This window comes from Burkholderia sp. 9775_39, assembly GCF_015712225.1.
Lineage (GTDB): Bacteria > Pseudomonadota > Gammaproteobacteria > Burkholderiales > Burkholderiaceae > Burkholderia > Burkholderia cenocepacia.
Genome location: NZ_JACCQC010000015.1, coordinates 159,356 through 184,587, shown reverse-complemented (window position 1 = coordinate 184,587; position 25,232 = coordinate 159,356). Strand labels below are relative to the sequence as shown.

The window sequence follows — 25,232 nt, the reverse complement described above, 5'->3', positions numbered from 1 at the left end:
GTCAGCCGGCCGGGGCCGTCGACGCGCGCATGATCAGCCGCGGCTCGAACGTCGAGTAGCTCGCGTCGGTGCGCCCCGCGAGCGCGTCGATCAGCTTCTGCATCGCGAGCTCGCCCATGTTCTCGCTCTGGATGTCGACGGTCGTCAGCGCGGGCGCCGCGTATTCGCCGTACGGCACGTTGTCGACGCCGGCGACGGACACGTCCTGCGGCAGCCGGAAGCCGAGCGACGCGGCTTCCTTCATGAAGCCGAGCGCGATCAGGTCGTTGTAGCAGATCACGGCCTGCGGGCGCTGCGGCCCGAGCATCACGCGCGAGCACGCGCGCTCGCCGGCTTCGGCGGTCGGCGCATGCGCGTCGTGCACGTCCAGCGTGAGCCCCGCTTCGGCGAGGCAGTCGCGCGCGCCCTGGATCCGTTCGTCGTTCACGCGTGCGGTGCCGAAGCCGAGATACGCGATGCGCGTGTGGCCGAGGTTGAGCAGATGGCGCGCGAGCATGTACGTTGACAGCCGGTTGTCGATGCCGACGCTCGGAATCGGCAGGCCCGGGCTGCGACGCAGCAGCACGAGCGGCTTGTTGAGGTCGAGCATCCAGCCGGCTTCCTCGTCGGGCATCCGCGTGCTGACGATCAGCCCGTCGACGCGCTGCGCGAGCGCCTCGATCAGCGAGCGTTCGCGCGCCTGGCTCTCCTCGGTATCGACGAGCAGAAGCGTGTAGTCGTGCTGCAGCGCGACGCGGTTCGCGCCTTTCACCACGTTCGTGAAGTGCGGGTTGCTGATGTCGAGGATCACGAGGCCGATCGTGCGCGTGCGGCCGGTGATCATCGAACGCGCGAGCGGGTTCGAACGGTAGCCGAGCCGCTCGATGGCTTCCTTGAGCCGGGCCTCGACGGTCGGCGAGAAGCGCTGCGTGCCGTTCACGTACTTCGATACCGTCGCGACCGACACGCCGGCTTCCGCGGCCACGTCGCGGATCGTCGGGGAAACTTTTTTCATCGGAAGGGTAACGTTTTCGTTCGATAACGCCGGATTGTGGCAGAAAAAGCCGGCGCGCGGCCAGCCGTCGATATCGGGAAAGTGCGGATGGCTGCGAACGGGTTCGACCATTGACGTTCGACGGCGCGTCCGCGTATAGTTGGAAAACGTTTTCCGCTTCAGGCCAGATCCAAGGAGATTCGATGAACGCCTCATCCACCGCCGCGCGCAAACCGTTCGGCCGCCTGCTGCTGACGGGCGCGGCCGGCAACCTCGGCCGACAGTTGCGCGGCGCGCTCGCCGACTGGGCCGACGTCGTGCGCGTCAGCGACATCGCGGCGCTGGACGACGCGGCCGCGCATGAAGAAATCCGCGTGGTCGACCTGGCCGACCGGCCGGCCGTGATGCAGCTCGTCGACGGCGTGGACGCGATCGTCCACCTCGGCGGCATTTCGGTCGACGCGCCGTTCGACGATCTGGTCGGCGCGAACATCACCGGCACGTACAACCTGTACGAAGCCGCGCGCAAGCACGGCGTGAAACGCGTTGTGTTCGCGAGCTCGAACCATGCGATCGGTTTCCATCCGGTCACGGAAGTGCTCGACGCCGATGCGCCGCTGCGCCCCGACAGCCTGTACGGCGTGACGAAGTGCTTCGGCGAATCGCTGTCGCGGTATTACTTCGACCGCTTCGGGATCGAAACCGTATGTCTGCGGATCGGCTCGTCGTTCGAGGTGCCGAAGAATCCGCGGATGCTCGTCACGTTCCTCAGCTATCGCGATTTCATCGAGCTCGTGCGCTGCTCGCTGCTGACGAACCGCGTCGGGCACGCGATCGTCTATGGCGCGTCGGACAACCCGGTGAAGTGGTGGGACAACACGAAGGTCGGTTTCCTCGGCTTCCGTCCGCGCGACAGCTCCGAACAGTTCGCCGGGTTGTTCCCGGTGACGGCGCCGACCGCCGAGTACGACGATCCCGCACAGCGGTTCCAGGGCGGTGGATTCGTCGTCGGCGAGCCGATGGAGCGGAAGGCGTCGTAAGCGGTGTCGGCATCGCCGGCGTCATGATTCAGCGCAGGATGTCGGTCGCCTTGTGCCGTTCGCCGACACCGTCGATCAGGATCAGCGGGCCGCTCGCGTGTCGCGCGCGCAGCGGCTGGATCTGCCGGTACGCATCCGATTCGTACCATGCGCGCGCCGTGTCGAGATCGGGAAACGCGATCGCGATCAGGTCGCCGCGCCATTCGCCTTCGCGCACTTCCGGGCGTGCGCCGTGAATCACGAAATGGCCGTCGTACGGCGCGAGCGTGCCGTCGATCCGTTCGAGGGATTCGACGATGTCGTCGCACATGTCGACGTCATGCAGGTGGGCGATGGCGTAGGCGGTCATGGCGGGCTCCTTGGCGTGATGCGGTTCGAGAGTCGATGGAGCCATGATCGCGGCGCGGACGGCGCGCGTCGATTACCTGCGACGTAAGCAAATCCTCGCAGCCGCGCCCGCCTCGCCGCCGGCCGGCCGCCGTCAATGCTTGCGGCAAGCCGGATCGTTGTTGCGCCGCTCGGCGGAATCGCACCAGTAACTCGGCCGCCACGCTTCGAACGAAACGGCCTTTGCCGCATTCGCACGCGTGACGCGTACGGGGTCGGCCTTCAGCGCATCGCCGTCCTGTTCGTAGTTGAATCGCCAGTTCCGGAACACTTCGCGATGGAACAGCCACGTGCGATGCGCGACGTCATAGCGAAACGTCACGCGGTCGCGCCAGTGGTTATGGCCTGCGAATACGCCCTGTTCGACGGTGAACATGCGAGGCTCGATCGTGAGCGCGTTCTCGGCGACGCCATCGAGATACGGGTCGCCCATGCCGCCTTCGTCGGCTTTCATGATCACGGTGTCGTTGCGGGCCGCCAGCCGGTAGCGTCCGTTCGCACCCTGCAGGAAGATCAGCAGCGGACGCAGCGACGGCGTCTGCATCGAATCGCCGGGCTGATGCGCGACGACGACGTAACCGTTGTGCGTGCCGTCGGTCAGGCGCCCCGATGCGGCATCCAGCGCTTCGTAACCGGCGGGCAGTTGCGCGACGATGTCGGCCGGCAGATCGGAGGTGTCCGGGCAACGGATCGACGAATGCGTGTCGTCGCACGTCGACGCGAAGGCACTGCCGATGCCGAACGTCAGCAGTACGGCGATGAAAAATCCTTTGATACGGGGGATCGTCATGCGGATACGGTCGTGAGGGTGCTCGGCGGAAGACGGTGCGCATGCGGCGACGCGTGTCGCCGCAGCGCCGGTTGATCGATGGGTGACGCAGTGTAGCCGGTCACGCGCGCTTGCGCGCCGGCCGCACCACAGGGGCGGACTCCAGCGGCTGGCTGGCCTGCTCGCAGAGCCGGTCGAGCATCCGCTGCGCGGCGCCCGCGCAATCCTCGCCTTCGGGCTTGTTCTCGATTTCGTCGATCAGCGTCTCGAGGTGCTGCCGGTTCTGCGCGAGACGCCGTTCGAGCAGCGCGATTTCGTCGACCTTGTGCCGCAGCGCGACCAGCAGTTCGTCGTGCGGCCATGCGCCGAGATCGGGCGGCAGCACCGCGCGGATCTCGTCGAGCGAGAAGCCCGCGCGCTGCGCGCGATCGATGATCGCGAGCCGCGTCAACGCTTCCGGCCCGTATTCCCGATAGCCGTTGGCCTGGCGGCGGGCCGGTTCGAGCAGGCCGCTCGCTTCGTAGAAGCGGATGCGCGACGCCGCGAGGCCGCTCGCCTTCGCCAGTTCGCCGATTTTCATGATGGGCTCCAAAAGGGCTTGACCTTAAAGTTGACTTTAAAGTTATCGTTGGGCATCGTCAATCGAGGGTGTCCACCATGAATCTGTTTGCGCCGCTCACACTGCCCAACGGGGCGGTGATTCCGAACCGTCTGGCCAAGGCCGCGATGGAAGAAAACATGGCCGATGCGGACCACGCGCCGTCCGACGCGTTGCTGCGCCTGTACCAGGCGTGGGCCGACGGTCAGGTCGGCCTGATCCTGACCGGCAACGTGATGGTGGACGGCCGCGCGATGACGGGGCCGAACGGCGTCGTGCTCGAAAGCGACGCGCATCTCGACCGGTTCCGCCGCTGGGCGCAGATCGCGCGCTCGGGCGGCGCGCACGTGTGGATGCAGATCAATCACCCGGGGCGCCAGATGCAGGCGGCGCTGGGCCAGACGACGCTCGCGCCGTCGGCCGTGCCGCTCGCGCTCGGCGCGCTGTCGAAGCAGTTTCCGGTGCCGAAGGAGATGACGGCGGCCGACATCGCCGACGTGCAGCAGCGCTTCGTGCGCGCCGCGCAGCTCGCGGAGCAAAGCGGCTTCACCGGCGTGCAGGTGCACGCGGCGCACGGCTATCTGCTGAGCCAGTTCCTGTCGCCGCTGACCAATCGCCGCCAGGATCAGTGGGGCGGCAGCATCGAGAATCGCGCGCGCCTGCTGCTCGATATCGTGAAGGCGGTGCGCGCGACGGTGTCGCCGGCCTTCGTCGTCGCGGTGAAGCTGAACTCGGCCGATTTCCAGCGCGGCGGCTTCAGCGCGGACGACGCGAAGCGGGTGGTCGAACTGCTGAATCCGCTCGGCGTCGATCTCGTCGAACTGTCGGGCGGCAGCTATGAAGTGCCGGCGATGCAGGGCGAGGCGCGCGACGGGCGCACGCTCGCGCGCGAAGCGTACTTCCTCGAATTCGCGCGCGACATCACGGCCGTCGCGCGGATGCCGCTGATGGTCACGGGCGGCATCCGGCGCCGTGCGGTGGCCGAGCAGGTGGTGAACAGCGGTGTCGCGATGGTCGGCATCGCGACCGCGCTGTCGATCGACCCGAACCTGCCGCGCGACTGGCGCGCGGGCAAGGACAGCGCGCCGGTGCTGCAGCCGATCCGCTGGAAGAACAAGGCGCTGGGCGCGCTGGCGAACATGGCCGTCGTCAAGTTCCAGCTCACGCGGCTCAGCGAAGGGCGTCGCACGCACCCTCGGGTGTCGCCGCTGCGCGCGCTGGTGCGCCAGCAACTGGCCGCGCAGTGCCAGACGCGGCGCTACCGGAAGTGGATGGCCGGCCCGCGCGCGTGACGGGCCGTTTCGGGCGGGCAGCGGCGAGACCGGAAGCTGACCGACCCGCCGCCGCGCACGCATCGGCGGACGCGTTGCGCGGCGGCGCGCCGCATCAGAACCGGTAGTTCGCCAGCAGCTCGAACCGCCGGTCGTTGCCGAGCAGATACTGCGTCTCGTTGTAGTACGCGGACTGCACGTAGCGGCGATTGAACACGTTGTACGCGCGGGCGGTGATCGTCGTGTCCTTGCGCGGTTTCCACGCGAGGCCGAGGTCGACGGTCGTGTACGACGGCATCACGAGCTGGTTCGCGGTATCGGCGAACCGCTTACCGACGTACTTGACGCCCGCGATGCCGGTCCAGTCCGGCGCGAAGCGCCAGCTTATCCACAGGTTCGCGAGCCGCTGCGGCACCGACACCGGCACGTTGCCCGCGCGCGACACGGTCGTGCCGCCGGACGACTGCTGGAAATCGTCGTATTTCGCGCGCAGGATCGACACGTTCGCATCGACGCGCCAGTCCTTCGCGATCTCCGCGCCGACCGTCGCCTCCAGCCCGCGCGACGACTGCTGGCCGACCTGGATCGACTGGTTCGGATTCACCGGGTCGGCCGTCAGGAGGTTACGCTTCACGATCCGGTACGCGGCGAGCGTCCATTCGGCCTTGCCGCCGAGGAACGACTGCTTCACGCCGATCTCGATCTGCCGGCCGGTCGCGAGCGTGAAGTTGGCCTTCGACGCATTCAGCGACAGCAGCGAGCTGACCGGATCGGCCGCGACCGAATACTGGCCGTACACGGCGAGGCCGGGCCGCACGTCGTACACGGTGCCGATGCGCCAGCCCGTGTTCGCGAATACCTTCGTGAACGCGCCGCCGTTCACGAGATCGTCGCGGTTCACGCTCGCATGGTCGTAGCGCAGCCCGCCGATCACCGACCAGCGCGGCGTGATCTCGAGCCGGTTCTCCGCGAATAGCGCGTACTGGTTCGACTGGCTGCGGTACTTCGGAAACGTGCCGGCCGTGTTGATGAAACTGCCCGGATCGACGTTGAACGGATCGACCGTCGACGTGCCCGCATACGGCGAATTGTTGTCGTGCTGGAACGTCGTGTGGTTGAACTCGACGCCCGCCGAAAACGTGTTGCGCATCCCGAACAGCGCGCTGCCGACGGTGGCCGTCGTCACGTTGCCGTATTGTTCCTGGTCGTGAAAGATCTCCGTGTAGCTGCTGCGCCGCACCTGCGCGCTCGACGGCAGGTACGTGTAGTACTCGGCGTCCTTCCAGTGACGGTTGCTCTTCATCCGGTACAGCGTGCTCGTCACGTTCAGCGCGTCGCTCGGCTGCCAGTTCGCCGAGACGGTGGCCCAGCTGTCGCGGAACGCGATGTCGGCGTCGCCGACGTTGTAGTTCTTCTTGTCGAGCGCGCGATCGCGCGCACCGTCGACGAGCGGCGCGCCGAAATACTGCATCGGATGCATGAAGCCCTGCGCGTACGACGCCGTCACGTACAGGTCGGGCGTCACGTCGTAGCGCAGCGCGCCGGACACCGACAGGTTGCGCGAGTCGCCGCGATCGACCCAGTTCGACGAGCGGTTGCCGCTGACGTCGAAGCGGTACGACAGCTTGTCGTTGATCGCGCCGCCGCTGCCGAACGCGGCGCGCGCCGTGCCTTCGGTGCCGCCGCCGACCTGCAGCTCGTTGCGGATCGGCGTGCGCGTCGGCTTCTTCGGGACGATGTTGACCACGCCGCCGATCGCGCCTTCGCCGTAGATCACCGAAGCGGGGCCGCGCAACACGTCGATGTGGTCGACCGACCACGTGTCGAACGGGAACGTGACGCCGATCGCGCCGTACGGGCGCACGCCGTCGTAGAGCTGCGTGACCGACGACGCGCCGACGAAGCCGCGCGCGGCGAGCTCCGAGTTGCCGTTGCCGGGATGCGGCGACGCGCTGATGCCGGCGGCGCGGCTCACGGCGTCGATGATCGAGTTGTCGCCGCGCGTGTCCAGCGTCGCGCGGTTGATCTGCTCGACGCTCGCGGGCGTTTCGAGCGGCGACAGCCCGAGATGGCTGCCGGTGTCGAGCGGTTGCGTCAGGGCGGGCGCCTTCTGCGCGTCGACGAGAATCGGCGCGAGCGTGGCGCCGGCACCGTCGACGCCGCGTTCCTGTGCGTGGGCCTGCCCGCCCGGCGAGAGCGCCGCGAGCACGGCGGCAGGCAGCATCGATTTGAACTTCATTGTTTCGGTTTCCTTCGAATGGGGGAAGCGCTTGCGTCGATCACGCCGCGGCGCGCGCGGCGCGGCCGAACAGCAGCCGGTCGAGCAACCAGACCGCGACGATCGTCAGTCCCATCAGCGGGAACACGATGCCGAGCAGCACGAGCCCGGCGATCCAGCCGCGCATCGGCGGCGTGCCGCGTTCGCGCGACGGTGCGCCCAGCGTCCCGGCCGGGCGGCGCTTCCACCACATCACGGTGCCCGTGACGGCCATCGCGGCCAGCCCGAGCGACAGCACCGCGCAAATGATCTGGTTCGCGAGGCCGAAATAGCGGCCCATGTGCAGCGACGTGCCGTACGACACCGCTTTCGATACCGCGCCGTAGTCGCCATAGCGGATGTCCTTCAGGACCGCGCCGCTGTACTGGTCGATGTAGATCGTGCGTTCGGCCTTCGGGTCGGCCGGGAAGTACGACGCGGTGAACACGCCGTCCGCGCCGGACGGCAGCGCGAGCGTGTAGCCGCTCGTCACGCCGAGCCCGGCGACGATCGCGATCGCGCGGGCCAGCGGCAGCGGCGTGGGTGTCGGCGCGGACGGCGAATGCGGCACGGGCACGTTGCCGACCGCCCACGGCGTTTGCGGCAACGGCAGGTCGTCCATCACCATCCCCGGCATCGATTCGCCGGAATCGTGGTGATGGCCGGACGGCGCGGTGGCCTGCGCAGGCGCCTGCCCGGCCGTCGCGGCGGCACCGGGGCGCGTCGAGCGTACCGACGCGCCGCCCCATGCGCCTTCCGGCGCGCCGAGGTTCACGGTCGCGGCGAGCGCCTTGAAGTTCTTGCCCCACGAGCCCGACCACGGCAGCCCGGTCAGGATGAACGCGACCGTGCCGGCCGCGAGCCAGATGCCGGCCGTCGCATGAAGGCTCTTCCACAGCGGCCGGCCGCGCAGCGACAGGTCGGGCCGCAGCGCGCGCCCGACGCGTGCCGCGCCGCGCGGCCACCACAGCGCGATGCCGGTGCCGATCATCACGAAGGTCCAGCAAGCGGCGAGCTCCATCAGCCACTCGCCGGTCTTGCCGAGCAGCAGCTTGCGATGCAGCATCCGGTCGACCTGCATGAAGCGGTTCTCGACGCTCAGCGTGCCGAGCACGCGGCCGTCGTACGGGTTCACGTACACGCTCTCGCGGCTGCCGTCGCGCAGCCGAAAAACATACTCGGCGCTGCGGTCCGGCGCGGTGGCGACCTGCACGGATACCGGCGTCGCGTCGGCCGGCATCGCGGTGCGGGCGCGGGCGAGCAGCGTGTCGGCATCGAGCCGCGGCGTCGCGCGCGGTTCGACGACCAGCCGGTGCGGATACAGCAGCGGCTCGATCTGCGGCTGGAAGCAGTACAGCGTGCCCGTGATCGCGAGAATCACGAGGAACGGCATCACGAACAGGCCGGCGTAGAAGTGCCAGCGCCAGAGCGTCCGGTAACCGGCGCTGGCGGAACGGGCGGGCGCGACGGCCCGATCGACGGTGGTCGACATGGTGTGAACTCCTCGTATGCGTCGAGCGGCGGGACCGGCGCGGGCCGGCGGCCGTCAACGTGCGTCGCACCCGCGTGCAGGCCGCACCGCGGCAGGCGGCGCGGCACGTTGCGCGGACGATGCGCAGGGCGGCGTCGCCCGCGCGATGCGGGCTGGCGGGTGAACGCGTGAATCAGGTCGGGTGAAACGAACGGCGTGAACGCGCGTGCACGTCGACGTGCATGCGCCACGGGGCGGAACGTTCAGCAGAACCGAGGAGGGGCGCGGGAGGGCGGGCGATCGTCGAATAGCGATCGCACGAAAGGAAGACTGTCGAAGTGAACGCGGAAGCGTCGGGGAACCGCCGCGGGAAACAGCAGCACCAGCAGCACGAACGATGCGAGCGCGGTGAACAGCGCGGCGCCGAATGCGCACAGGCTGTCGCCGTTACCGGAAGACGCCGCCTTGTCGGCGTGCGCGTCATGCTTCAGTGCATCGACGAGCGCCAGCGCATCGTTGGCCGGCGTGATCGGTGCGCTCGCATCGAAGCGGGCGGCCAGCGCGGCGGCGGTGACGATCAGCGGGCCCTGGCCCGAACACAGCACCACCGAGCCCGCATCCGGACCGTCCGGATCGAGCATCACGGCGCCCGACATCAGCGCGCGGGACAGCAGCGTCACGAGGAGGAACCCCCACAGCCACTGTCGTGCGACGCCTGGCCGGAGCAGGAAGCGGCGAAGTGCGTTCATGGCGCGCGATTGTACCTCCGTTTGCGTGGAGGGGCAGGCGGGCCGTGCGTGTGCGGGGTGGGTCGAGGTGGGTCGGGTTGCGTCAGGCGGGACCGGAATCCACACCCGATTCGTCTTCTTCGGTTGCGTCGTCGGCTGGCAGACCGGGGAGGTCGGCCGTCGACAGTCGCCTCATCGCGCGTTCGGTGTCGTTCGGGTCGAGGTGTTTCCGTGCGTTGCGCCCGTATTGCTTCACGAAGAGGCCGGGCTCGCCGGCCAGCCGGGATGTCCGGTTTCCGATGCGCATGCGGCGAGGTTATCCGGCATGCGAGCGCATCGCGGACGGCCGGCGCCGGCACGACGGCCGTGTGCGGCACGCGCTCCGTTGCGCCGGCTCACACCGGATACGCATCGTCGACCTTGAGGTTCGCGAGCCGGAACAGCGTGCGCAGCGTCTGCGGATGAATGTCGCGGTGCGCGGCGAGCGACGTCAGCATGAAATCGAGCACCTTCGCGTAGCGCAGCAGCACGAGGCAGCGCGCGAGATCGGGCGTGCGGCCGCGCATGTCTTCGGCGAGCGTGACCATTTGCGTCGACAGCGTGCGCGCCATCTCGAGTTCCATCTGCTGTTTCTCGGTCCAGTCGGGCAGCGGCTGTTCGAGCACCTTCGCGAGGAAGAGCTGGAACGACGTATCGGACGAATTGGGCTGCGCATCCATGAAGGGCCTCGTTGCGTGTGCACATCGTACGGGCGTAGCCGTTGAGGCGCCCGCGGGTGAATTCATGTCCGCGCGCCAGCGCGGCTTCTGCCCGAACGGAATGCAGATTCCGTACCAGCGCCGCCGGACGATTGTTGAGCAATGTTGAGCCGCGCTCCCGCATCGGTCGGCGAGTCCCGCCGGGACTGGATCGGGCTGGCGATCGAGGAGGGCGTCTACGCGCGCACGGCGGGCGGCGTCGGGCGCCTGCAGCGGCGCGACGAGGTGAAATGCTTCACGGATGTAACGTAACGCAGGTATCCGGCACGTCGCGCGTTTCCGCCGGCGGACGGCCGGCACGGCGCGTGTCGCGCGGTTCGGCCACGCCCGCCGTGCGTCCGCCGACGGGACACGGCCGCGGGGAACGCGTGCCGCTGCGTCGCGCGAACCGGCGGCGGACGCGCCGGTTGTTTCAAAACAGAGACGGTCCGGCGTGCGGCGATCGGTTGCATGACCACGCAACTGGCCCAGCGATCGGCCGCACAATTGTCCATGGGCAGACGGCGCGGGTTTGCCAACAATCTCCGAACCATCCCCGCGAGATTCGACATGAGCGTCCACACCTTCTTCTCGGCCAATCTGCTGCTCGCCTACACGGCCTATTTCATCGGCACGGCCAGCCCCGGGCCGAGCAATCTCGCGATCATGTCGGTCGCCGCGAACCAGGGTCGCAAGGCGGCGCTGGCGTTCGCGCTCGGCGTGATTTCAGGGTCGATGTTCTGGGCGACGGTGGCGGCGCTCGGCGTATCGGCCGCGTTGCTCGCATGGTCGAAGCTGCTGATCGCGATCAAGGTCTTCGGCGGGCTGTACCTGCTGTGGCTCGCGTTCAAGTCGGCGCGCACGGCGCTGGCGGGGCCGCCGGCGGCATCGGCGAACGCGGCGCGCGAGCAGCGGCTGTCGCGCTTCTACGTGCGCGGCGCGATGCTGCACCTGACCAATCCGAAGGCGATTCTCGTGTGGGTGTCGATCGTCGCGCTGTCGTCGAACGGCGCGGGCGGCGCGCACGGCGCCGTCGTGCCGGGCTGCCTCGCGATCGGCTGCGCGGTGTTCGGCGGTTATGCATTGGTGTTCTCGATGGACGGTGCGCGCCGGCTGTACGTGCGCGGCCGGCGTGCGATGGAGGCGTGTCTGGCCGTCGTGTTCGGCGTGGCGGGGGTGCGGCTGCTGGTGACGAACGTGTGAGGTGTCGCGCGCCGGCTGCGCGGGCCGCGAGAGGCGGTCAGCCGGCGCAATCGTCGCGCCGGTGACGGTGTCGTGCGTGCCGTCGATACCGGCGTGGCCGACGTGCCGGTTGACGTGCCTGCATCGGGCCTCGCACCGCCCGCTGCTGCGCGACCCGTGCAACGGCGAGGGCCGCGTCTTTCCGGGTACAGTGTCGGGCAACCCATGAAGGATGCACGAGGTACCGGAAGATGCTGATGGTTCGTCTTTTGCGCTGGTTCGGTGTGCTGGCGGGACTGTGTGCGTGCACTTCGGTGTTTTCCGCCGATCCGGCGACAAGCAATCCGCTGCTGTCCAAAGTACGTCCGTGGTGTATCGGCCGCCTGGTGTTCGATCGGCCGGTTTCGAGCGAGATCTCGAGTCAGCGTTACGCGTACCGCGGGGAGCAACTGCTCACGACGCACGAGGTGCCGCCGGATGCCTACCAGGCCGCCATCGCCGCTCGCGAGCAGGTGATGCGTACCCGGCTGCGCGCGAATCCGGTCGAGATGGATCGGAAGACCCGTCACGCGTGGCTGGAAAAGGCCTTTTCCCCCGTACCGGATTCGCGTGTTTTCGTCTTCAACGAAGCGGCGGCGAAATCCGTCACATTGCCGTTCGATACCGAAGGCTATCTGTACGCGAACCGCACGCTCGTCCGCACGACGGGCAGCATCGGCGCCGATGCGCTGGATCGTGTCGAGGGCATCTATGACGACACGTTCCGGCGCATCCGGATGCGCGATAACTGGGTTGTACCGACCGAACCGGGCTTCTGCTTCGACGGCGGGATCGTGACCGGATCGTCCACCTACCCCGAAGAAGTCAGGCAATCTTTCGCGTTGATGCCGGGTCGACCGGCGCTGCTCGTGATCCAGTCGCGCAATGCCGTCGGCGACGATCGCGAGCAGCCGCTCAGCCGTACGCTGCCCGCGTTGCGCGCGAAATTCGATCGCCTGCCCGGAAGCTATCGCCTCCTGCGCGAGGGGAAACGGTCGATTGCCGGCATGGATGCCGAGGAAGTGCTGTTCGAGCTTCGGGACGGCGCCGTCACGGCTTATCGCTTCTACCTGCTCGCGCCGGGCAATGCCGCCACGCTTGCGCAACCGCATACCGCGATCGAGATGCTGCTGGGCGTGGCCGGGCAGAGCGACTTGCCGCCGGCGCAGGCCACCTCACCGGTCGATGAGGCGCGCGCGCTGCAGGCATGGGACACGCTGCTGAACGGCCTGCACGCGCGACCGGGCGCGATCTGACCGGCGGCGGTGATGCGGGCGACGCGGGCGATGCGTTCGACCGGACGCCCCGCCGCGCCATGCACGGCGGGGGCCCCGCATCGAAGCGGCTTCAGAAAATGAAGCCCGTATTGATGAACTTCGAGTGGTGATCCGACACGATCGAGTCGAGCAGCTGCTTGCTGCCGTCGGTCTGCTTCGCCGCGACCATCGAGCGGATCGAGAACGCGCGCAGCGCGTCGCTCACCGACAGCGTGCCCTCGGCCGAATCCTTGCGCCCGGCGAACGGGAACACGTCGGGCCCGCGCTGGCACTGACAGTTGATGTTCACGCGGCACACCTGGTTCACGAGCGGATCGACGAGCGCGCCGATCTGCGCCGGATCGGAACCGAAGATGCTGACCTGCTGGCCGTGCTCCGACGTCGTCACGTAGTCGAGCGCGGTTTCCACGTCGTCGAACGGCGCGACCGGAATGATCGGCCCGAACTGCTCCTCGCGGTACAGTTTCATCCCTTCGGACACCGGATACACGACGGCCGGGTAGAACAGCGTCTTGCTGAATTCGCCGCCCTGATGGTTGACGACCTGCGCGCCCTTCGCCCTCGCGTCGTCGATCGCGTCCGTCATGTACGCGGTGCGATGCATGCCCGGCAGCGGCGTGATGCTGACGCCTTTTTCCCACGGCATGCCAATCTTCAGCTGTTCGAGCGCGGCGGTGAAGCGCTTCAGGAATTCGTCGACGATCGAGCGATGCACGAGCAGCATCTTCAGCGCGGTACAGCGCTGGCCGTTGAACGACAGCGCGCCGAGCAGGCACTCCTTCACGGTGAGGTCGAGATCGGCGTCGGGCAGCACGATCGCCGCGTTCTTCGCATCGAGACCGAGGATCGCGCGCAGCCGGTGCGACTTCGGGTGCTGCTTCTTCAGGTGATCGGCGACCTTGCTCGAGCCGATCAGCGCAAGCACGTTGATCTTGCCCGACGCGAGCATGTGCGGCACGACCACCGCGCCCGGCGCATAGATCGTGTTGATCACGCCCTTCGGGAACGCGTCGCGGAACGCTTCCAGCAGGGGCTCGAACAGCAGCGTGCCGTACTGCGGCGGCTTGAACACCACGGTGTTGCCCATCAGCAGCGCGGGGATCAGCGTCGCGAACGTTTCGTTCAGCGGATAGTTGTACGGGCCCATGCACAGCACGACGCCGAGCGGCGTGCGACGGATCTGGCCGATCGTGCCTTCCGCGATCACGAAGCGCGAGTTCGCGTTGTCCAGCTCCTTCAGCGCGTCGATCGTCTGCGTCATGTACGTGACGGTGCGGTCGAATTCCTTCTGCGAATCGGCAAGGCTCTTGCCGATCTCCCACATGATCAGGTTCACGACGCGTTCGCGCTGCGCGACCATCCGCTTGATGAAATCCTGCATGCACGCGATGCGCTGCTCGACCTTCATCGTCGGCCATTCGCCGCGGCCGGCGTCGTACGCGCGTACCGCGGCGTCGAGCGCCGCGTCGCTTTCCGTTTCGCCCATCACCGGATAGCTGCCGATCTCGACCTGCTCGACGCCGCCGTCCGGCTGCCGCACGCACACGGGCGACAGCACGGTCTTGGTCGCGCCGTCCCACGGTCGCAATTCGCCGTCGACGAGCGACACGCGCTGGTGAATCGGCGAAGCCAGCCGGAATTCGGCGGGGATGTCCTGTAAGGCGGGAAAGAGGTGCTGCAGGGAGGCGGAATCGGGCATGACGGTCTCGTTTGACGGGGGTGTCCGGGAAGGACGGGCGATGCGAATCCTGAGCTGAATGATCCTCGATCCTGAATCGGCATCATGACCTGCACGCGACGGCGCGTCACGCGGGAATGTGGCCGATTCAGCGAATGGAACCAGTTCCATTAAAAAGGAACGCCGTCACGAATGCAACAATGACCGAATCGCGGCAGCGGCATCGTAAGTATTTCGAAAGACTGTTTCCGAATCGCCGGTATAACGGCCTGGGTGCAACCGCAAACGTTTTACTTCGGCCGAATTGAGCGGATAATGGCGCAGCGCGGTGAGGAAAAAAATGCAGTGAACCTGAGAGCAGACGTAGTGAAGAATAGAAGTCGGTCCGCCGCGCTGCCGATACGAGGTCGGCTGCCCGGAGCGCCGGGTCGGGGTTGCCCGGTCCGGCGCGCACCGGACCGTTGAATCCGTCCCGCCAGTCCCGCCAGTCCCGCCAGTCCCGCCAGCTTGGCCGATCCTTCGTGATCCTCTTCAGCTCTCCGCCGTCGTATCCCGAATCCCGCCTTTTACCGATCGTCGCCGCATGACGCGATCGATCCAATGCTTTCGTTTTTATTACGATTCGAGCCGCCCAATCGCTTGAAACAGAAAGGCATTCGTCAGGAATGCAGAGCGCATCGCGCATTCACGTTGTGGCCAGGCGACACGTTGAAAATTAATTAAAAACACGAATCATTCTCGTTTATTATTTCGCCGCATTACGAGCCGTGACGGGATGTCACGGCTTTTTTCGTGCCGCTTGCGCTGGCCGTTCGCCGTTTTCTTCACCACCTCTACGTTTACGATGAAACTCCACACGAGCGCGTGCCATGCGCTTCTGATCGCCACGTCGCTGGCCGGCGCCCGCACTTCGTTTGCGCAGGCGAGCGATGCCGCGGCGACCCTGCCCGCGATTTCCGTCAACGCGGCCGCCGAGCATGCGTCGTACGACGGCGGCCATTCGCGCGCGGCGACCAAGACGGACATGTCGCTGATGGACGTGCCGCAGACCGTGAACGTCGTGCCGCACGCGGTGATCGAGGATCAGAACGCGACGTCGCTGCAGGACGCGCTGCGCAACGTGCCGGGCGTCGGCTTCTCGGTCGGCGACGGCCAGCGCGACCAGATCACGATCCGCGGCTTCAACAGCATCACGGACCAGTACGTCGACGGCATTCGCGACGACGCGCTGTACTACCGCGACCTGTCGAACGTCGATCGCGTCGAGGTGCTGAAGGGGCCGGCGGCCGTGCTGTACGGGCGCGGCTCGGCGGGCGGCATCGTGAATCGCGTGCTGAAGCGGCCGCAGGCGAACCCGGTGAACGACGTGGGCGTGACGCTCGGCACGCGCGGCGAGCGGCGCGGCGAATTCGATCTCGGCTGGAACCCGAACGACGCGGCGCGCTTTCGCATGACCGGCGCGGCCGAGAATTCGAACAGCTTCCGCGACCGGTTCCAGCTCAACCGGCAGGCCATCGCGCCGTCCGCGCAGTTCAAGCTCGACTGCGACACGGTGCTGAACGTCGAATTCGACTACCTGCACGACCGTCGCACGTCCGATCAGGGGTTGCCCGCGTATCGCGGCCGGCCGGTCGACGTGCCGATCAACACGTACTACGGGTCGGCCGACGGCGGGAACAGTTCGTACAACGACATCTCCGCGAAAAGCGCGACGGTGTCGCTCGATCACCGCTTCAACGATTCGCTGTCGTTCCACGGCGCGATCCGCGCGTACGACTTCTCGCTCGAGCGGAAGAACTACGTGACGTACGAGCCGATCAAGACCGCCGCGCGCCCGGTCGTCACGCTCGATCAGTCGACGCGCCAGCGCACCGATCACGGCATCGACGGGCTGTTCGAACTCACGCAGAAGACCTCGCTGTTCGGCATGCGTCACGAGCTGCTGTACGGGCTGGAGCTGTCGCAGCAGCAGAAGTTCGACACGATCTACAGCGTGACGAAGGTCGCGACCTACGATCTGTTCAATCCGCAGCCGGTCGTCCTGCCCGGCGTGCCGGGCGGCACGCGTGCGAAGACGAACGCGTCGACCGTCGTCGGGCTCGCGGGCGTCTATGCGCAGGACCTGATCTCGCTGACCGAACACTGGAAGGTGCTCGCCGGCCTGCGCTTCGATTACCTGAACCAGATCCGCCACGACTACACGTCGTCGAACGTCAACCTCGACCGTACCGATCATGCATGGAGCCCGCGCGTCGGCCTGATCTACGAACCGCTCGACTGGCTCACGCTGTACGGGTCGTTCAGCCAGTCGTTCTCGCCGCTGGCCGACACGCTGATCAGTTCCGGCGCGTTCTCGAACGGCGCCGCGCTCGCGCCGCAGAAGACCACCGCGTATGAAGTGGGCTCGCGCTTCGACCTCGGCGGCAAGGCGACGGCCAGCGTCGCGCTGTTCGACATGCGCCAGACCAACCAGCAGATCGGCGACCCGGCGAATCCCGGCTATGCGCTGCCGATCGGCACGCAGCACGTGCGCGGGATGGAACTCGGCTTCACCGGCGAGATCGCGCCGAAGTGGTCGGTGTATGCGGGTTACGCGTACCTGAACGGCACGGTGGACGGGTCCGCGCAATCGACGGCGGCCGGCCTCGCGGTGTCGAGCAACACGCCGGGGCTGATGCCGCGCCACAGCGCGAACCTGTGGCTCAAGCGCGAGCTGCCGTACGGCTTCTATGCGGCGGCCGGCATGCAGTTCCAGTCCGCGCGCTATACGTCGGCGAGCGATCTCGTCACGCTGCCGTCGTTCACGGTGTTCAACCTGGGCGCCGGCTATCGCAGCAAGAAGGTCGACGTGACGCTCACGCTCGACAACCTGTTCGATCGACGCTACTTCATCGCCGCGCACGGCAACGCGGACCTGTACAACATGCCGGGCGATCCGCGTACGCTGACCGCCACGGTGAAGTGGCACATGTAACGCACGCGGTGCGCGACAATGCGGGTCTTCGTCACGACGACCCGCACCCGACTGCCCATGAGCCGCCACGCGCTTGATGCGTCCAGCATGACCGCCCGCGCCCGCGCGCTGCTTTTATCGTTGCTGGCGTGCGGCCCGGTCGCGGCCGGTGCGCAGACGATTCCCGCGGATGCCGAGCCGGGTTGCCATGCCGTGCATGTCGACCGGACGATCACGCTGTCGGGGCGTTACGCGCTCGACTACGGCGACGAATCGATCGGGCCGGACGTGGGGTTCGAAGAGGACGACGCGTCGGCGCGGCACTTGCCTGATCGCTCGCAGCGCGCAGGCGTGATCGTTTTCACGAACCAGCCCGACGCGCGGCGCCGGCTGCGGCTGCCCGCCGCGCAGCCGCGCGGCGTGTGCCGGTTCGACGGGCGCGCGACGCTCGTGATCCGCGATCTGGAGACCGCGTGCCCGGGGCTGGAAACGCCCGATCGTGCGCGGCTGGTGAAGGTCGTGTCAGCCGACGCGCCGGCGCGGCACGCATGCAGCGCCACCGCGCGGTGACGCCGGCGCGGCAGCGCCGTTACTCGACGTCTTCGTCATCTTCTTCATCGGCGTCTCGCGCGTCGCGTTCCGGCGCCGCATACGCGCTCGCCTGTTCGAGCAGCCAGCCGCGGAACGATTCCAGCGGCTTGCTGTGGCTGAACTCCGTCGGATACACGAGGTAGTACGCCGAATCGCCGACGGTTGCCGCATCGCACGGCACGACGAGCCCGAGTTGCTGCAACTGTTCCTCGACGAAAAACTTCGGCACGAGCGCGACGCCGAGCCCGGCCGCGGCCGCGTTGATCAGCATCGTATGCAGCTCGTAGCGCACGCCCTGCATCGTGCGGATGTCCTCGACGCCGTGCGTCTCGAACCACTGGGCCCACGCGCCGGGGCGCGTCGTCGAGTGCAGCAGCGGGTACGCGAGCAGATCCTCGACGCGCTCGACCGGCCCGTTCAGCAGCGCGGGCGAGCAGATCGGCACGACTTCCTCGCCGAACAGATAGTCGGACGACGTGCCGGGCCAGGTCGGCTTGCCGTAGTGGATCGCGGCTTCGAAGTGCGTGTCCTCGAACGAGAACAGGTCGGTGCGGCTGCCCATGTTCACGCGCACGTCGGGCGTGCGGTCGTAGAAGCTCTTGATGCGCGGGATCAGCCAGTGCGACGCGAAGGTCGGCAGCACCGCGAGTTCCAGGTAGCCGCCGCCGCTGCCGTGCGCGATGATCGACAGCGTGTCGCGGTCGAGCGCTTCCAGCGCGCGCCGCACCTGCGTGCCGTACAGCTTGCCGGCGCGCGTCAGCACGACGCGCTGCTTCACGCGCGCGAACAGCCGCACGCCGAGGCTCGCCTCCAGCGTCGCGATCTGCCGCGACACCGCGCTTTCGGTCAGGAACAGCTCCTTGGCCGCGTGCGTGAAGCTCTCGTGGCGGGCGGCGGCTTCGAAAGCCACGAGCGCGCCCATGTTGGGGATCTTGAATTTGCGCATGATGCTCTATTTATCCGACAAAAAGGGCCGCGCCGCACGGGGGTGAAGGGGAGCGAAGGGCCGCCGATAATTCCAAAAACTCATCACATATCAATTTAATCTCGCTTTACGCCCCGCTGCAACCCTTTGAATAATGCTTCCCGTGCAAGGTCAGGCGCCCGCCGGGCGGCCGGCCGACGAGTTGCCGGCACGTTTGCCGGCGGGTCCCCCGAGACGAGAATCCTGATGCGCAATCCGAATATCGACAGCTTGCTGACGAAGCTGCTGGGACAGGCGAAGACCGACGCCCTGTTCTCGACCCTGAACATGCCGGCCATCCTCGAAGAATGGGAAGACGGCGTCGTGACGCGCGCGGAAATCGCGCAGGCGATGAACATGGCGCTGTTCGAAGGGCTGCTCGAGCGTTCGGCGAACGGCCGCGCGTACACGGCCGAGGCGATCGAAAATGGCGGCTCGGTCTATTTCGACCACGGCGCGCTGCGCACGGTGCGCTGGCCGCACACGGGCGCGCTGCCGCCGGGCGAAGCGGCGTTCACGCGCATCCTGCGTCCGCTCGGCTTCCGCCTGAACGGCCGTTATCCGCTCGACAAGCTCGGCATGACGGGCCGCGCGTATGCGCATGAAGACGCGCCGGACGAAATCGCGCAGTTTTTCGTCAGCGAACTGCATCCGGAGCGCTTCTCGAGGGAATTCCAGCAGGCGGTGACGAACGTCGTCAGTTCGTCGCGCGACCCGCTGTCGCCGGCGGCCGTCGCGCTGCTGTGGGAAGTCGAGCGCGAAGGCTGGCTGTCGCTCGAAGCCGCGCACGCGCTGCTGCCGGAAATCGTCGGCGCGTTCGCGCGCCAGCACGATGTGCCGAACGAGCTCGACTACGAAACGCTGCTGATGGAATCGGCGGAGATGGCGTGGATCGCGACCGAAGGCAATGCGTTCAACCATGCGACCGACCGCGTCGCCGACGTGTTCAAGCTGTCCGACGACGAGAAGGCGAAGGGCCGGCCGATGAAGCCGGAGGTCGAGCGCTCGCGCTCGGGCCGCGTGTTCCAGACGGCCTATCGCGCGGATACCGTCGAGCGCGAATTCCGCACCCGCGACGGCGGCACGGTCAAGCGCAACGTGCCGGGGTCGTTCTACGAATTCATCACGCGCAAGCGCACGTTCGACCAGGCGGCGCGCCGCTGGGTGACCGACCTGCGCTTCGACGCGGGCAATGCGCAGGGCATCTTCAAGATGACGGCGAACGCGGCGAAGTAAGCACGGCGCGTCACGTATCGCGTGCACAAGCAGAAGGGCCGGCGGCTGGTTTCAGCCGTCGGCCCGTTTTCATTGACGGGGCGTCGCGTGCGTCAGAAGAGGTGCGTGACCAGAAAAAACAGCACCAGCAGCCCGATCGGTACGCCGAGCAGCCATGCGATCAGATATTTGCCCATGTCGTTGTCCTCCGCGTGGCCGCGACGCGGTGCGCGTCGCGGCGGGGTGAGACGACTGGCGCGTTACAGCTCGCGGTCGAATTCCTTCAACTGCTTCTCGGCTTCGTCGCGGGCGATCCCGTAACGCTCCTGGATCTTGCCGGCCAGATAATCGCGATTGCCTTCCGCGACCTGGAGGTCGTCGTCGGTCAGCTTGCCCCACTTGGCCTTCAGCTTGCCGGTGAGCTGCTTCCACTGGCCCTTGATCTTGTCTTCGTTCATGGTGTGCTCCTTTCGTAAGGGGAGAAAAGTGCGGCACGCGGCCGCATGGTAGCTCAGGCCTTCGCCTTCAGGCCGGATGCATCGACGTGCTTCACGCCCTTGATCGCGCGCGTCACGGCGATGGCCTTCTTCACGGCGACCTTCGTCGGCAGCACGCCCGTGAGCGTGACGACGCCGTCGACCGTCTTTACGCTGATGTCGGTGCTCTTCACGCCGTCGGTGGTTGCGAGCTCACCTTTCACCTTGGTCGTGATCCACGTGTCGGTGACCGGCTGATTCGATTCGCTCGCCATGCCGCTGTCGGTCGACGAGGCCTGGGCGTGCGCGTTCGTGAGCGGGGCGGCGGATAGCAGGAAGGCCGCGCTGACGGCGAGCAGGGTCGAAAGGTGCGAGGTCTTGTTCATTGATGTTCTCCTTCGATTGGCGGGTTTAATCAATCAGTCGGTGAGCACGGCGCGTTCCCGTGCGTTCGTGTGCCTCAGCGGGCGATCGGCGTGTCGTAACCGGGCTCGCGCGGCGGCATGTCCGGGCGCGGCACGTCGGGCGGCAGCGGTACCGGCGGGTCGGTGCCGGGCGCCGGCTCGGGCGGATTGTCCGGGGCCGGTTCGGGCCGCGTCGGATCGGGTGTCTGATGCAATTTCATCCGGGTGTCCTCCCTCTGCGGTATGAAAGGGCAGCGCATGAGCGCCGATGCAGTACCAGCGTACCGACGCGAACGCGAGCGGACATCGCGCAAATTCACCGGATCGGTTAGTGCGTTTGCACTGGGGGACGGAACAGACGGTGGGGCGGGGACATGCACCACGACCCGGGCAACGCGGCGCGACAGGCGAGCGGGCCGCACCGCACCATTCGGCGGGGCACCGCACGATCACGGGAGGCATGCGAATGTACTATTCGAGATAGTGCATTCGCGCCTGTCGCGCGGTGGCGCGGCACGCGATCATCGCCGCACGCGCGGGCCGGGGCATGCCGTTGCAACGGGCGCCCGGCCGGCGCTCGGGTTGACCGCTCATGTTGACGACAGGGACAACGATTCGATGAACGAACAAGTAGACGAACAGGCGCTCAAGTCGCATACCGACCGGCGTCAGCTGCACCAGATCATCGCGGGACTCACCGAGGGCGTGATCCTGATCGAGCCGGACCAGCGGATCGTCTGGGCGAACGAGGCCGCGCTCGCGATGCATGGCGTGACCGAGCTGAAGGCGCTCGGCGCGGACGTCACCGAATACCGCGAGCGATTCCGGCTGCGCTACCGCAACAACCATCCGGTGCGCGACGGCCACTATCCGATGGATCGCGTGATCGCGGGCGAGGAATTCAGCGACGTGACGGTCGAAGTCGAATCGGCCGCCGACGCGTCGGTGAGCTGGGTGCACCGCATCCGCAGCCTGGTGCTGACGAACGCGGCCGGCGAACCCGACTGCCTCGCGCTCGTGCTGCACGACGCGACCGAATGGGCGAGCGCCGAGGAGCGCTTCGAGCGCACCTTCAACGCGAACCCGGCGCCGGCCGTGATCTGCCGGCTCGACGACTTGCGCTACGTGAAGGTCAACCAGGGCTTTCTCGACATGACGGGTCACGCGCGCGACGACGTGCTCGGCCGCTCGGTGTACGAGATCGATGTGCTCGAACAGGCCGAACGGCGCGAGCTCGCGATCGAGCGGCTCGGCGAAGGCGCGACGATTCCGCAGATGGAGGCCGTGCTCAAGCTTGCCGACGGCAGCACCAAGGCGGTGGTCGTCGCCGGACAGCCGATCGACATGAACGGCGAGGCGTGCATGCTGTTCACGTTCATGGATCTCGAGCCGCGCAAGCAGGCCGAGCGCGCGCTGATGCAAAGCGAGGAACGCTTCGCGACGGCCTTCCGGATGGCGCCGGTCGCGATGGCGATCGTCACGGCCGACCGTTTCGAGCTGCTCGACGTGAACGATGGGTTTGCCGCGATGACGGGCCATGCGCAGGCCGACCTCCTTGGTAAATCCGCGGACGAGATCGGGCTATGGGCCGAACGCGGTGCGTGGTCGCGCATCGAAGGCCGGCTCGCCGGCGACGGCCACGTGCGCAACGTGGACGTGCAGATCCGCACGCGCGACGGCGACGTGCGCGATTGCGTCGTGTCGGCCGACCCCGTCGCGATTCACGGACGCGACTGCCTGCTCGTCGCGCTGCTCGACATCAGCGACCGCAAGCGCACGGAGATGGAGCTCGTCTATGCGATCGAGACCGCGATGCAGGATGCGTCGTGGTTCAGCCGTACGCTGATCGAGAAGCTCGCGAACGTGCGGCGCGCGAATGCGCCGGATGCGGGCGCGCAGCTGTCCGACCTGACCACGCGCGAGCGCGACGTGTTCGACCTGCTGTGCCACGGCCTGGCCGACAAGGAGATCGCGGGCCGCCTCGGGCTCGCGCCGAACACCGTGCGCAATCACGTCGCGACGATCTACGCGAAGCTCGACGTGCACAGCCGCGGCGAGGCGATCGTGTGGGCGCGCGAGCGCGGGATCGTCGGCACGGCCGAACCGAACGGCGCGCGCGGGGACAAGGGCGGCGCGAAGGGCAAGGACTGACCGCGGCGGTACGAATGCACCATGCCGATTGGTGCATCCGCATCTGCCGCCCGCGGCGTCCGCTTGCGATCCTGTCCACTCGGCGGTGCGGCGCAGGGGCGCGGCGTCGCCGGCTCTCCCCCAAACCATCGCAGGAGATGACCATGGACAGGAATCGCATCGAAGGCAAGCTCAAACAGGTCAAGGGTTCGGTCAAGGAAGCACTCGGCAAGGTGACGGGCGACCGCGAGACCGAAGCGGAAGGCCTGGCCGAACAGCAGGCCGGCAAGCTTCAGGAGAAGGCCGGCGAGGCGGCCGATGCGGTGCGCAAGCATACGGGCACCGATCGCCACTGAACGATGACGCGGCGCCCGCCACGGGCGTCGCGAAGGCCGGCCGGGCCGGCGTCGCAGCGATGATGCGTGGCCGGCATGACCACGGCCAGCCTTTCTCCACGGGCGCGGCCGCCATTTCCTGCACGAGCACTCCATCCACGGCCCCCATCGTACGGGCCGCGGATCGGCCATGAACCCGGAACTTGATGACAAATCCTCACAACGTAGTTCCGATATTTCGTTTGCTGCACGGGTATTGGCTACCCACAATCCATTCACCTCTTTCGCGATGAAAGGTTCTTCGGAGACGGAACCGCGGTGATCGGCCGGCCGGTCGGACGCATGCAATGCGCCCCGGGCAGTGCAAGCAGTCACCGGCGCGCAGGAGGTTGCCGACGCGCGTCATTCGCGCGTTGCATCCCGACCCTCAGAAGAAGGACTGCCATGACGTTCCGCATTCGTTCGCTTTCCGGCGCTGCACTGACCGCCGCGCTTCTCGCGTTCCAGACGGGCGCGGCCCATGCGCAGGAGACGATCGTCAAGGTCGGCGTGGCCGGCCCGCTGACGGGCGGCGGCGCCGCCTACGGCAAGGACATCGAGAACGGCGTGCGCATGGCGGTCGACGAAGCGAATGCCGCGCGCATGACGGTCGGCGGCAAGCCGGTGAAATTCGTGATCGCGTCGCAGGACGACCAGAGCGATCCGCGCACCGGCGTACAGGCCGCGCAGCAGCTCGCCGACGCACAGGTCGCCGTCGTGATCGGCCACTTCAATTCGGGCACGACGCTGCCCGCGTCGAAGATCTACGCGAAGGCCGGCATTCCGATGATCACGCCGTCGGCGACCAATCCCGACATCACGCGCGCCGGGCTCGACACCGTGTATCGCGTGATCGCAACCGACACGCAGAACGCCGGCAACGCCGGTGCGTATGCGGCGAGCGTGACGAAGGCGAAGCGCATCGCGATCATCGACGATCGCACCGCGTTCGGCCAGGGCGAAGCCGACGAATTCGAGAAGTCGGTGAAGGCGAACGGCGGCACGATCGTCGCGCGCGAATTCACGAACGACAAGGCCGTCGACTTCAGCGCGCAGCTCACGAAGATCAAGAGCACCAATGCCGATCTCGTGTTCTTCGGCGGCCTCGACGCACAGGCCGCGATGCTCGTGAAGCGCATGCGCCAGCTCGGCATCCGCGCGCAGTTCCTCGCGGGCGGCGGCGTGATGAACGCGAACTTCATCCGGCTGGCCGGCAATGCGGCCGAGGGCGCGTCGGTGTGGGAATACGGGCAGCCGCTGTCGCGTCTTGCGAAGGGCAAGCTGTTCGAAACGAAATTCAAGCAGAAGTACGGCGTCGACATGCTCGCGTATGCGCCGTTCGCGTACGACGCGACGTGGATCGCGATCAACGCGATGCAGAAGGCGAACTCGACCAAGCCGGCCGATTTCAACGGTGCGCTGAAGGGCACGCGCTACGACGGCATCACGGGCACGATCGCGTTCACGAACACGGGCGACCTGAAGAACCCGAGCTCGACGCTGTATGAAGTGAAGAACGCCGCGTGGCAGCCCGTCACGACCAAGTCGGCGGACTGAATGCAACCCGCGTGAGCGGGCTTTCGCGGCGATGCCGGACGTGCTGAAATAGCCGGAGCGATCGCCCACGAAGGCTGCCCGCGCGACGCCGCGCGAGTCGCGGCACGAACCACCCAACGGGCGCGGCCGGCTGGCTGCGCCTTTTACGTGTAACCGGAGTC

General features: G+C 67.3%; 25 protein-coding genes. 11 read left to right on the top strand and 14 right to left on the bottom strand.

Features of this window, described 5'->3' with window-relative positions; genetic code table 11:
- Position 1: 1 nt before the first annotated feature.
- Positions 2-1,105, bottom strand: a complete 1,104-nt coding sequence (locus H0X90_RS21295) for a LacI family DNA-binding transcriptional regulator (protein WP_006484546.1) — start codon at positions 1,103-1,105, stop codon at positions 2-4.
- Positions 1,106-1,176: 71 nt separating this feature from the next.
- Between H0X90_RS21295 and H0X90_RS21290 the strand changes: the two genes are divergently transcribed.
- Positions 1,177-2,013 (top strand): NAD(P)-dependent oxidoreductase, encoded by an 837-nt coding sequence (locus H0X90_RS21290; RefSeq protein ID WP_006484602.1) that lies wholly within the window; start codon positions 1,177-1,179, stop codon positions 2,011-2,013.
- A gap of 28 nt (positions 2,014-2,041) precedes the next feature.
- Here H0X90_RS21290 and H0X90_RS21285 read toward each other — a convergent pair whose 3' ends face one another.
- From H0X90_RS21285 to H0X90_RS21275, 3 genes are all read right to left on the bottom strand, one after another.
- Positions 2,042-2,362, bottom strand: coding sequence for a DUF1330 domain-containing protein (locus H0X90_RS21285; RefSeq protein ID WP_077190975.1), 321 nt, complete (start codon positions 2,360-2,362; stop codon positions 2,042-2,044).
- 132 nt (positions 2,363-2,494) lie between these two features.
- On the bottom strand, positions 2,495-3,190 hold the full coding sequence (locus tag H0X90_RS21280; protein ID WP_034202817.1) for a hypothetical protein: 696 nt from the start codon (positions 3,188-3,190) through the stop codon (positions 2,495-2,497).
- A 100-nt stretch (positions 3,191-3,290) separates the two neighbouring features.
- The gene (locus H0X90_RS21275) at positions 3,291-3,749 is read right to left on the bottom strand and encodes a MerR family transcriptional regulator (protein ID WP_006484623.1); all 459 of its coding nucleotides are present in this window, start codon (positions 3,747-3,749) and stop codon (positions 3,291-3,293) included.
- Positions 3,750-3,826: 77 nt separating this feature from the next.
- Here H0X90_RS21275 and H0X90_RS21270 point away from each other — a divergent pair, with 77 nt between their 5' ends.
- The gene (locus H0X90_RS21270) at positions 3,827-5,059 is read left to right on the top strand and encodes an NADH:flavin oxidoreductase/NADH oxidase family protein (protein WP_006484563.1); all 1,233 of its coding nucleotides are present in this window, start codon (positions 3,827-3,829) and stop codon (positions 5,057-5,059) included.
- Between the two features lie 94 nt (positions 5,060-5,153).
- Here H0X90_RS21270 and H0X90_RS21265 read toward each other — a convergent pair whose 3' ends face one another.
- From H0X90_RS21265 to H0X90_RS21245, 5 genes are all read right to left on the bottom strand, one after another.
- Entirely contained in the window at positions 5,154-7,277 is a 2,124-nt protein-coding gene (locus H0X90_RS21265) for a TonB-dependent siderophore receptor (protein WP_077190976.1), read from the bottom strand.
- Between the two features lie 40 nt (positions 7,278-7,317).
- Positions 7,318-8,787, bottom strand: coding sequence for a PepSY domain-containing protein (locus H0X90_RS21260; RefSeq protein WP_077190977.1), 1,470 nt, complete (start codon positions 8,785-8,787; stop codon positions 7,318-7,320).
- 242 nt (positions 8,788-9,029) lie between these two features.
- A complete protein-coding gene (locus H0X90_RS21255) occupies positions 9,030-9,515 on the bottom strand; it encodes a hypothetical protein (RefSeq protein ID WP_006484540.1) in 486 nt (161 codons plus the stop codon).
- Between the two features lie 82 nt (positions 9,516-9,597).
- A complete protein-coding gene (locus tag H0X90_RS21250; RefSeq protein ID WP_060212861.1) occupies positions 9,598-9,801 on the bottom strand; it encodes a hypothetical protein in 204 nt (67 codons plus the stop codon).
- Between the two features lie 88 nt (positions 9,802-9,889).
- Entirely contained in the window at positions 9,890-10,213 is a 324-nt protein-coding gene (locus H0X90_RS21245; protein WP_006484612.1) for a hypothetical protein, read from the bottom strand.
- 141 nt (positions 10,214-10,354) lie between these two features.
- Here H0X90_RS21245 and H0X90_RS21240 point away from each other — a divergent pair, with 141 nt between their 5' ends.
- From H0X90_RS21240 to H0X90_RS21230, 3 genes are all read left to right on the top strand, one after another.
- A complete protein-coding gene (locus tag H0X90_RS21240; protein WP_006484525.1) occupies positions 10,355-10,504 on the top strand; it encodes a hypothetical protein in 150 nt (49 codons plus the stop codon).
- A 297-nt stretch (positions 10,505-10,801) separates the two neighbouring features.
- Entirely contained in the window at positions 10,802-11,434 is a 633-nt protein-coding gene (locus H0X90_RS21235) for a LysE family translocator (protein WP_006484586.1), read from the top strand.
- 230 nt (positions 11,435-11,664) lie between these two features.
- On the top strand, positions 11,665-12,708 hold the full coding sequence (locus H0X90_RS21230) for a T6SS immunity protein Tli4 family protein (RefSeq protein ID WP_077190978.1): 1,044 nt from the start codon (positions 11,665-11,667) through the stop codon (positions 12,706-12,708).
- A 91-nt stretch (positions 12,709-12,799) separates the two neighbouring features.
- Here the strand turns inward: H0X90_RS21230 and H0X90_RS21225 are convergent, their stop codons facing one another.
- Entirely contained in the window at positions 12,800-14,428 is a 1,629-nt protein-coding gene (locus H0X90_RS21225) for an NADP-dependent glyceraldehyde-3-phosphate dehydrogenase (RefSeq protein WP_006484641.1), read from the bottom strand.
- Between the two features lie 823 nt (positions 14,429-15,251).
- Here H0X90_RS21225 and H0X90_RS21220 point away from each other — a divergent pair.
- Complete coding sequence (locus tag H0X90_RS21220) at positions 15,252-17,381, top strand: TonB-dependent siderophore receptor (protein WP_077191048.1); 2,130 nt, start codon at positions 15,252-15,254, stop codon at positions 17,379-17,381.
- A gap of 87 nt (positions 17,382-17,468) precedes the next feature.
- Positions 17,469-17,930 (top strand): hypothetical protein, encoded by a 462-nt coding sequence (locus tag H0X90_RS21215; RefSeq protein ID WP_077190979.1) that lies wholly within the window; start codon positions 17,469-17,471, stop codon positions 17,928-17,930.
- A 19-nt stretch (positions 17,931-17,949) separates the two neighbouring features.
- Here the strand turns inward: H0X90_RS21215 and H0X90_RS21210 are convergent, their stop codons facing one another.
- The gene (locus H0X90_RS21210; RefSeq protein WP_077190980.1) at positions 17,950-18,897 is read right to left on the bottom strand and encodes a LysR family transcriptional regulator; all 948 of its coding nucleotides are present in this window, start codon (positions 18,895-18,897) and stop codon (positions 17,950-17,952) included.
- A gap of 225 nt (positions 18,898-19,122) precedes the next feature.
- Between H0X90_RS21210 and H0X90_RS21205 the strand changes: the two genes are divergently transcribed.
- Complete coding sequence (locus tag H0X90_RS21205; RefSeq protein ID WP_077190981.1) at positions 19,123-20,151, top strand: DUF1338 domain-containing protein; 1,029 nt, start codon at positions 19,123-19,125, stop codon at positions 20,149-20,151.
- A gap of 239 nt (positions 20,152-20,390) precedes the next feature.
- Here the strand turns inward: H0X90_RS21205 and H0X90_RS21200 are convergent, their stop codons facing one another.
- From H0X90_RS21200 to H0X90_RS21190, 3 genes are all read right to left on the bottom strand, one after another.
- On the bottom strand, positions 20,391-20,588 hold the full coding sequence (locus H0X90_RS21200; protein ID WP_006479804.1) for a CsbD family protein: 198 nt from the start codon (positions 20,586-20,588) through the stop codon (positions 20,391-20,393).
- 53 nt (positions 20,589-20,641) lie between these two features.
- Positions 20,642-20,992 carry a BON domain-containing protein gene (locus tag H0X90_RS21195; RefSeq protein WP_006484592.1) on the bottom strand — a complete coding sequence of 117 codons (351 nt, stop codon included), beginning with the start codon at positions 20,990-20,992 and terminating at the stop codon, positions 20,642-20,644.
- A 74-nt stretch (positions 20,993-21,066) separates the two neighbouring features.
- Complete coding sequence (locus H0X90_RS21190; protein WP_006484627.1) at positions 21,067-21,231, bottom strand: hypothetical protein; 165 nt, start codon at positions 21,229-21,231, stop codon at positions 21,067-21,069.
- 397 nt (positions 21,232-21,628) lie between these two features.
- On the opposite strand from H0X90_RS21190, the gene H0X90_RS21185 reads away from it, so the two are divergent.
- The 3 genes from H0X90_RS21185 (at position 21,629) to H0X90_RS21175 (ending at position 25,071) form a co-directional block, all read left to right on the top strand.
- Complete coding sequence (locus tag H0X90_RS21185) at positions 21,629-23,161, top strand: helix-turn-helix transcriptional regulator (protein ID WP_077190982.1); 1,533 nt, start codon at positions 21,629-21,631, stop codon at positions 23,159-23,161.
- A 143-nt stretch (positions 23,162-23,304) separates the two neighbouring features.
- Positions 23,305-23,496, top strand: a complete 192-nt coding sequence (locus H0X90_RS21180) for a CsbD family protein (RefSeq protein WP_006495758.1) — start codon at positions 23,305-23,307, stop codon at positions 23,494-23,496.
- A gap of 423 nt (positions 23,497-23,919) precedes the next feature.
- Positions 23,920-25,071, top strand: coding sequence for a branched-chain amino acid ABC transporter substrate-binding protein (locus H0X90_RS21175; RefSeq protein WP_102898629.1), 1,152 nt, complete (start codon positions 23,920-23,922; stop codon positions 25,069-25,071).
- Positions 25,072-25,232: the final 161 nt, after the last annotated feature.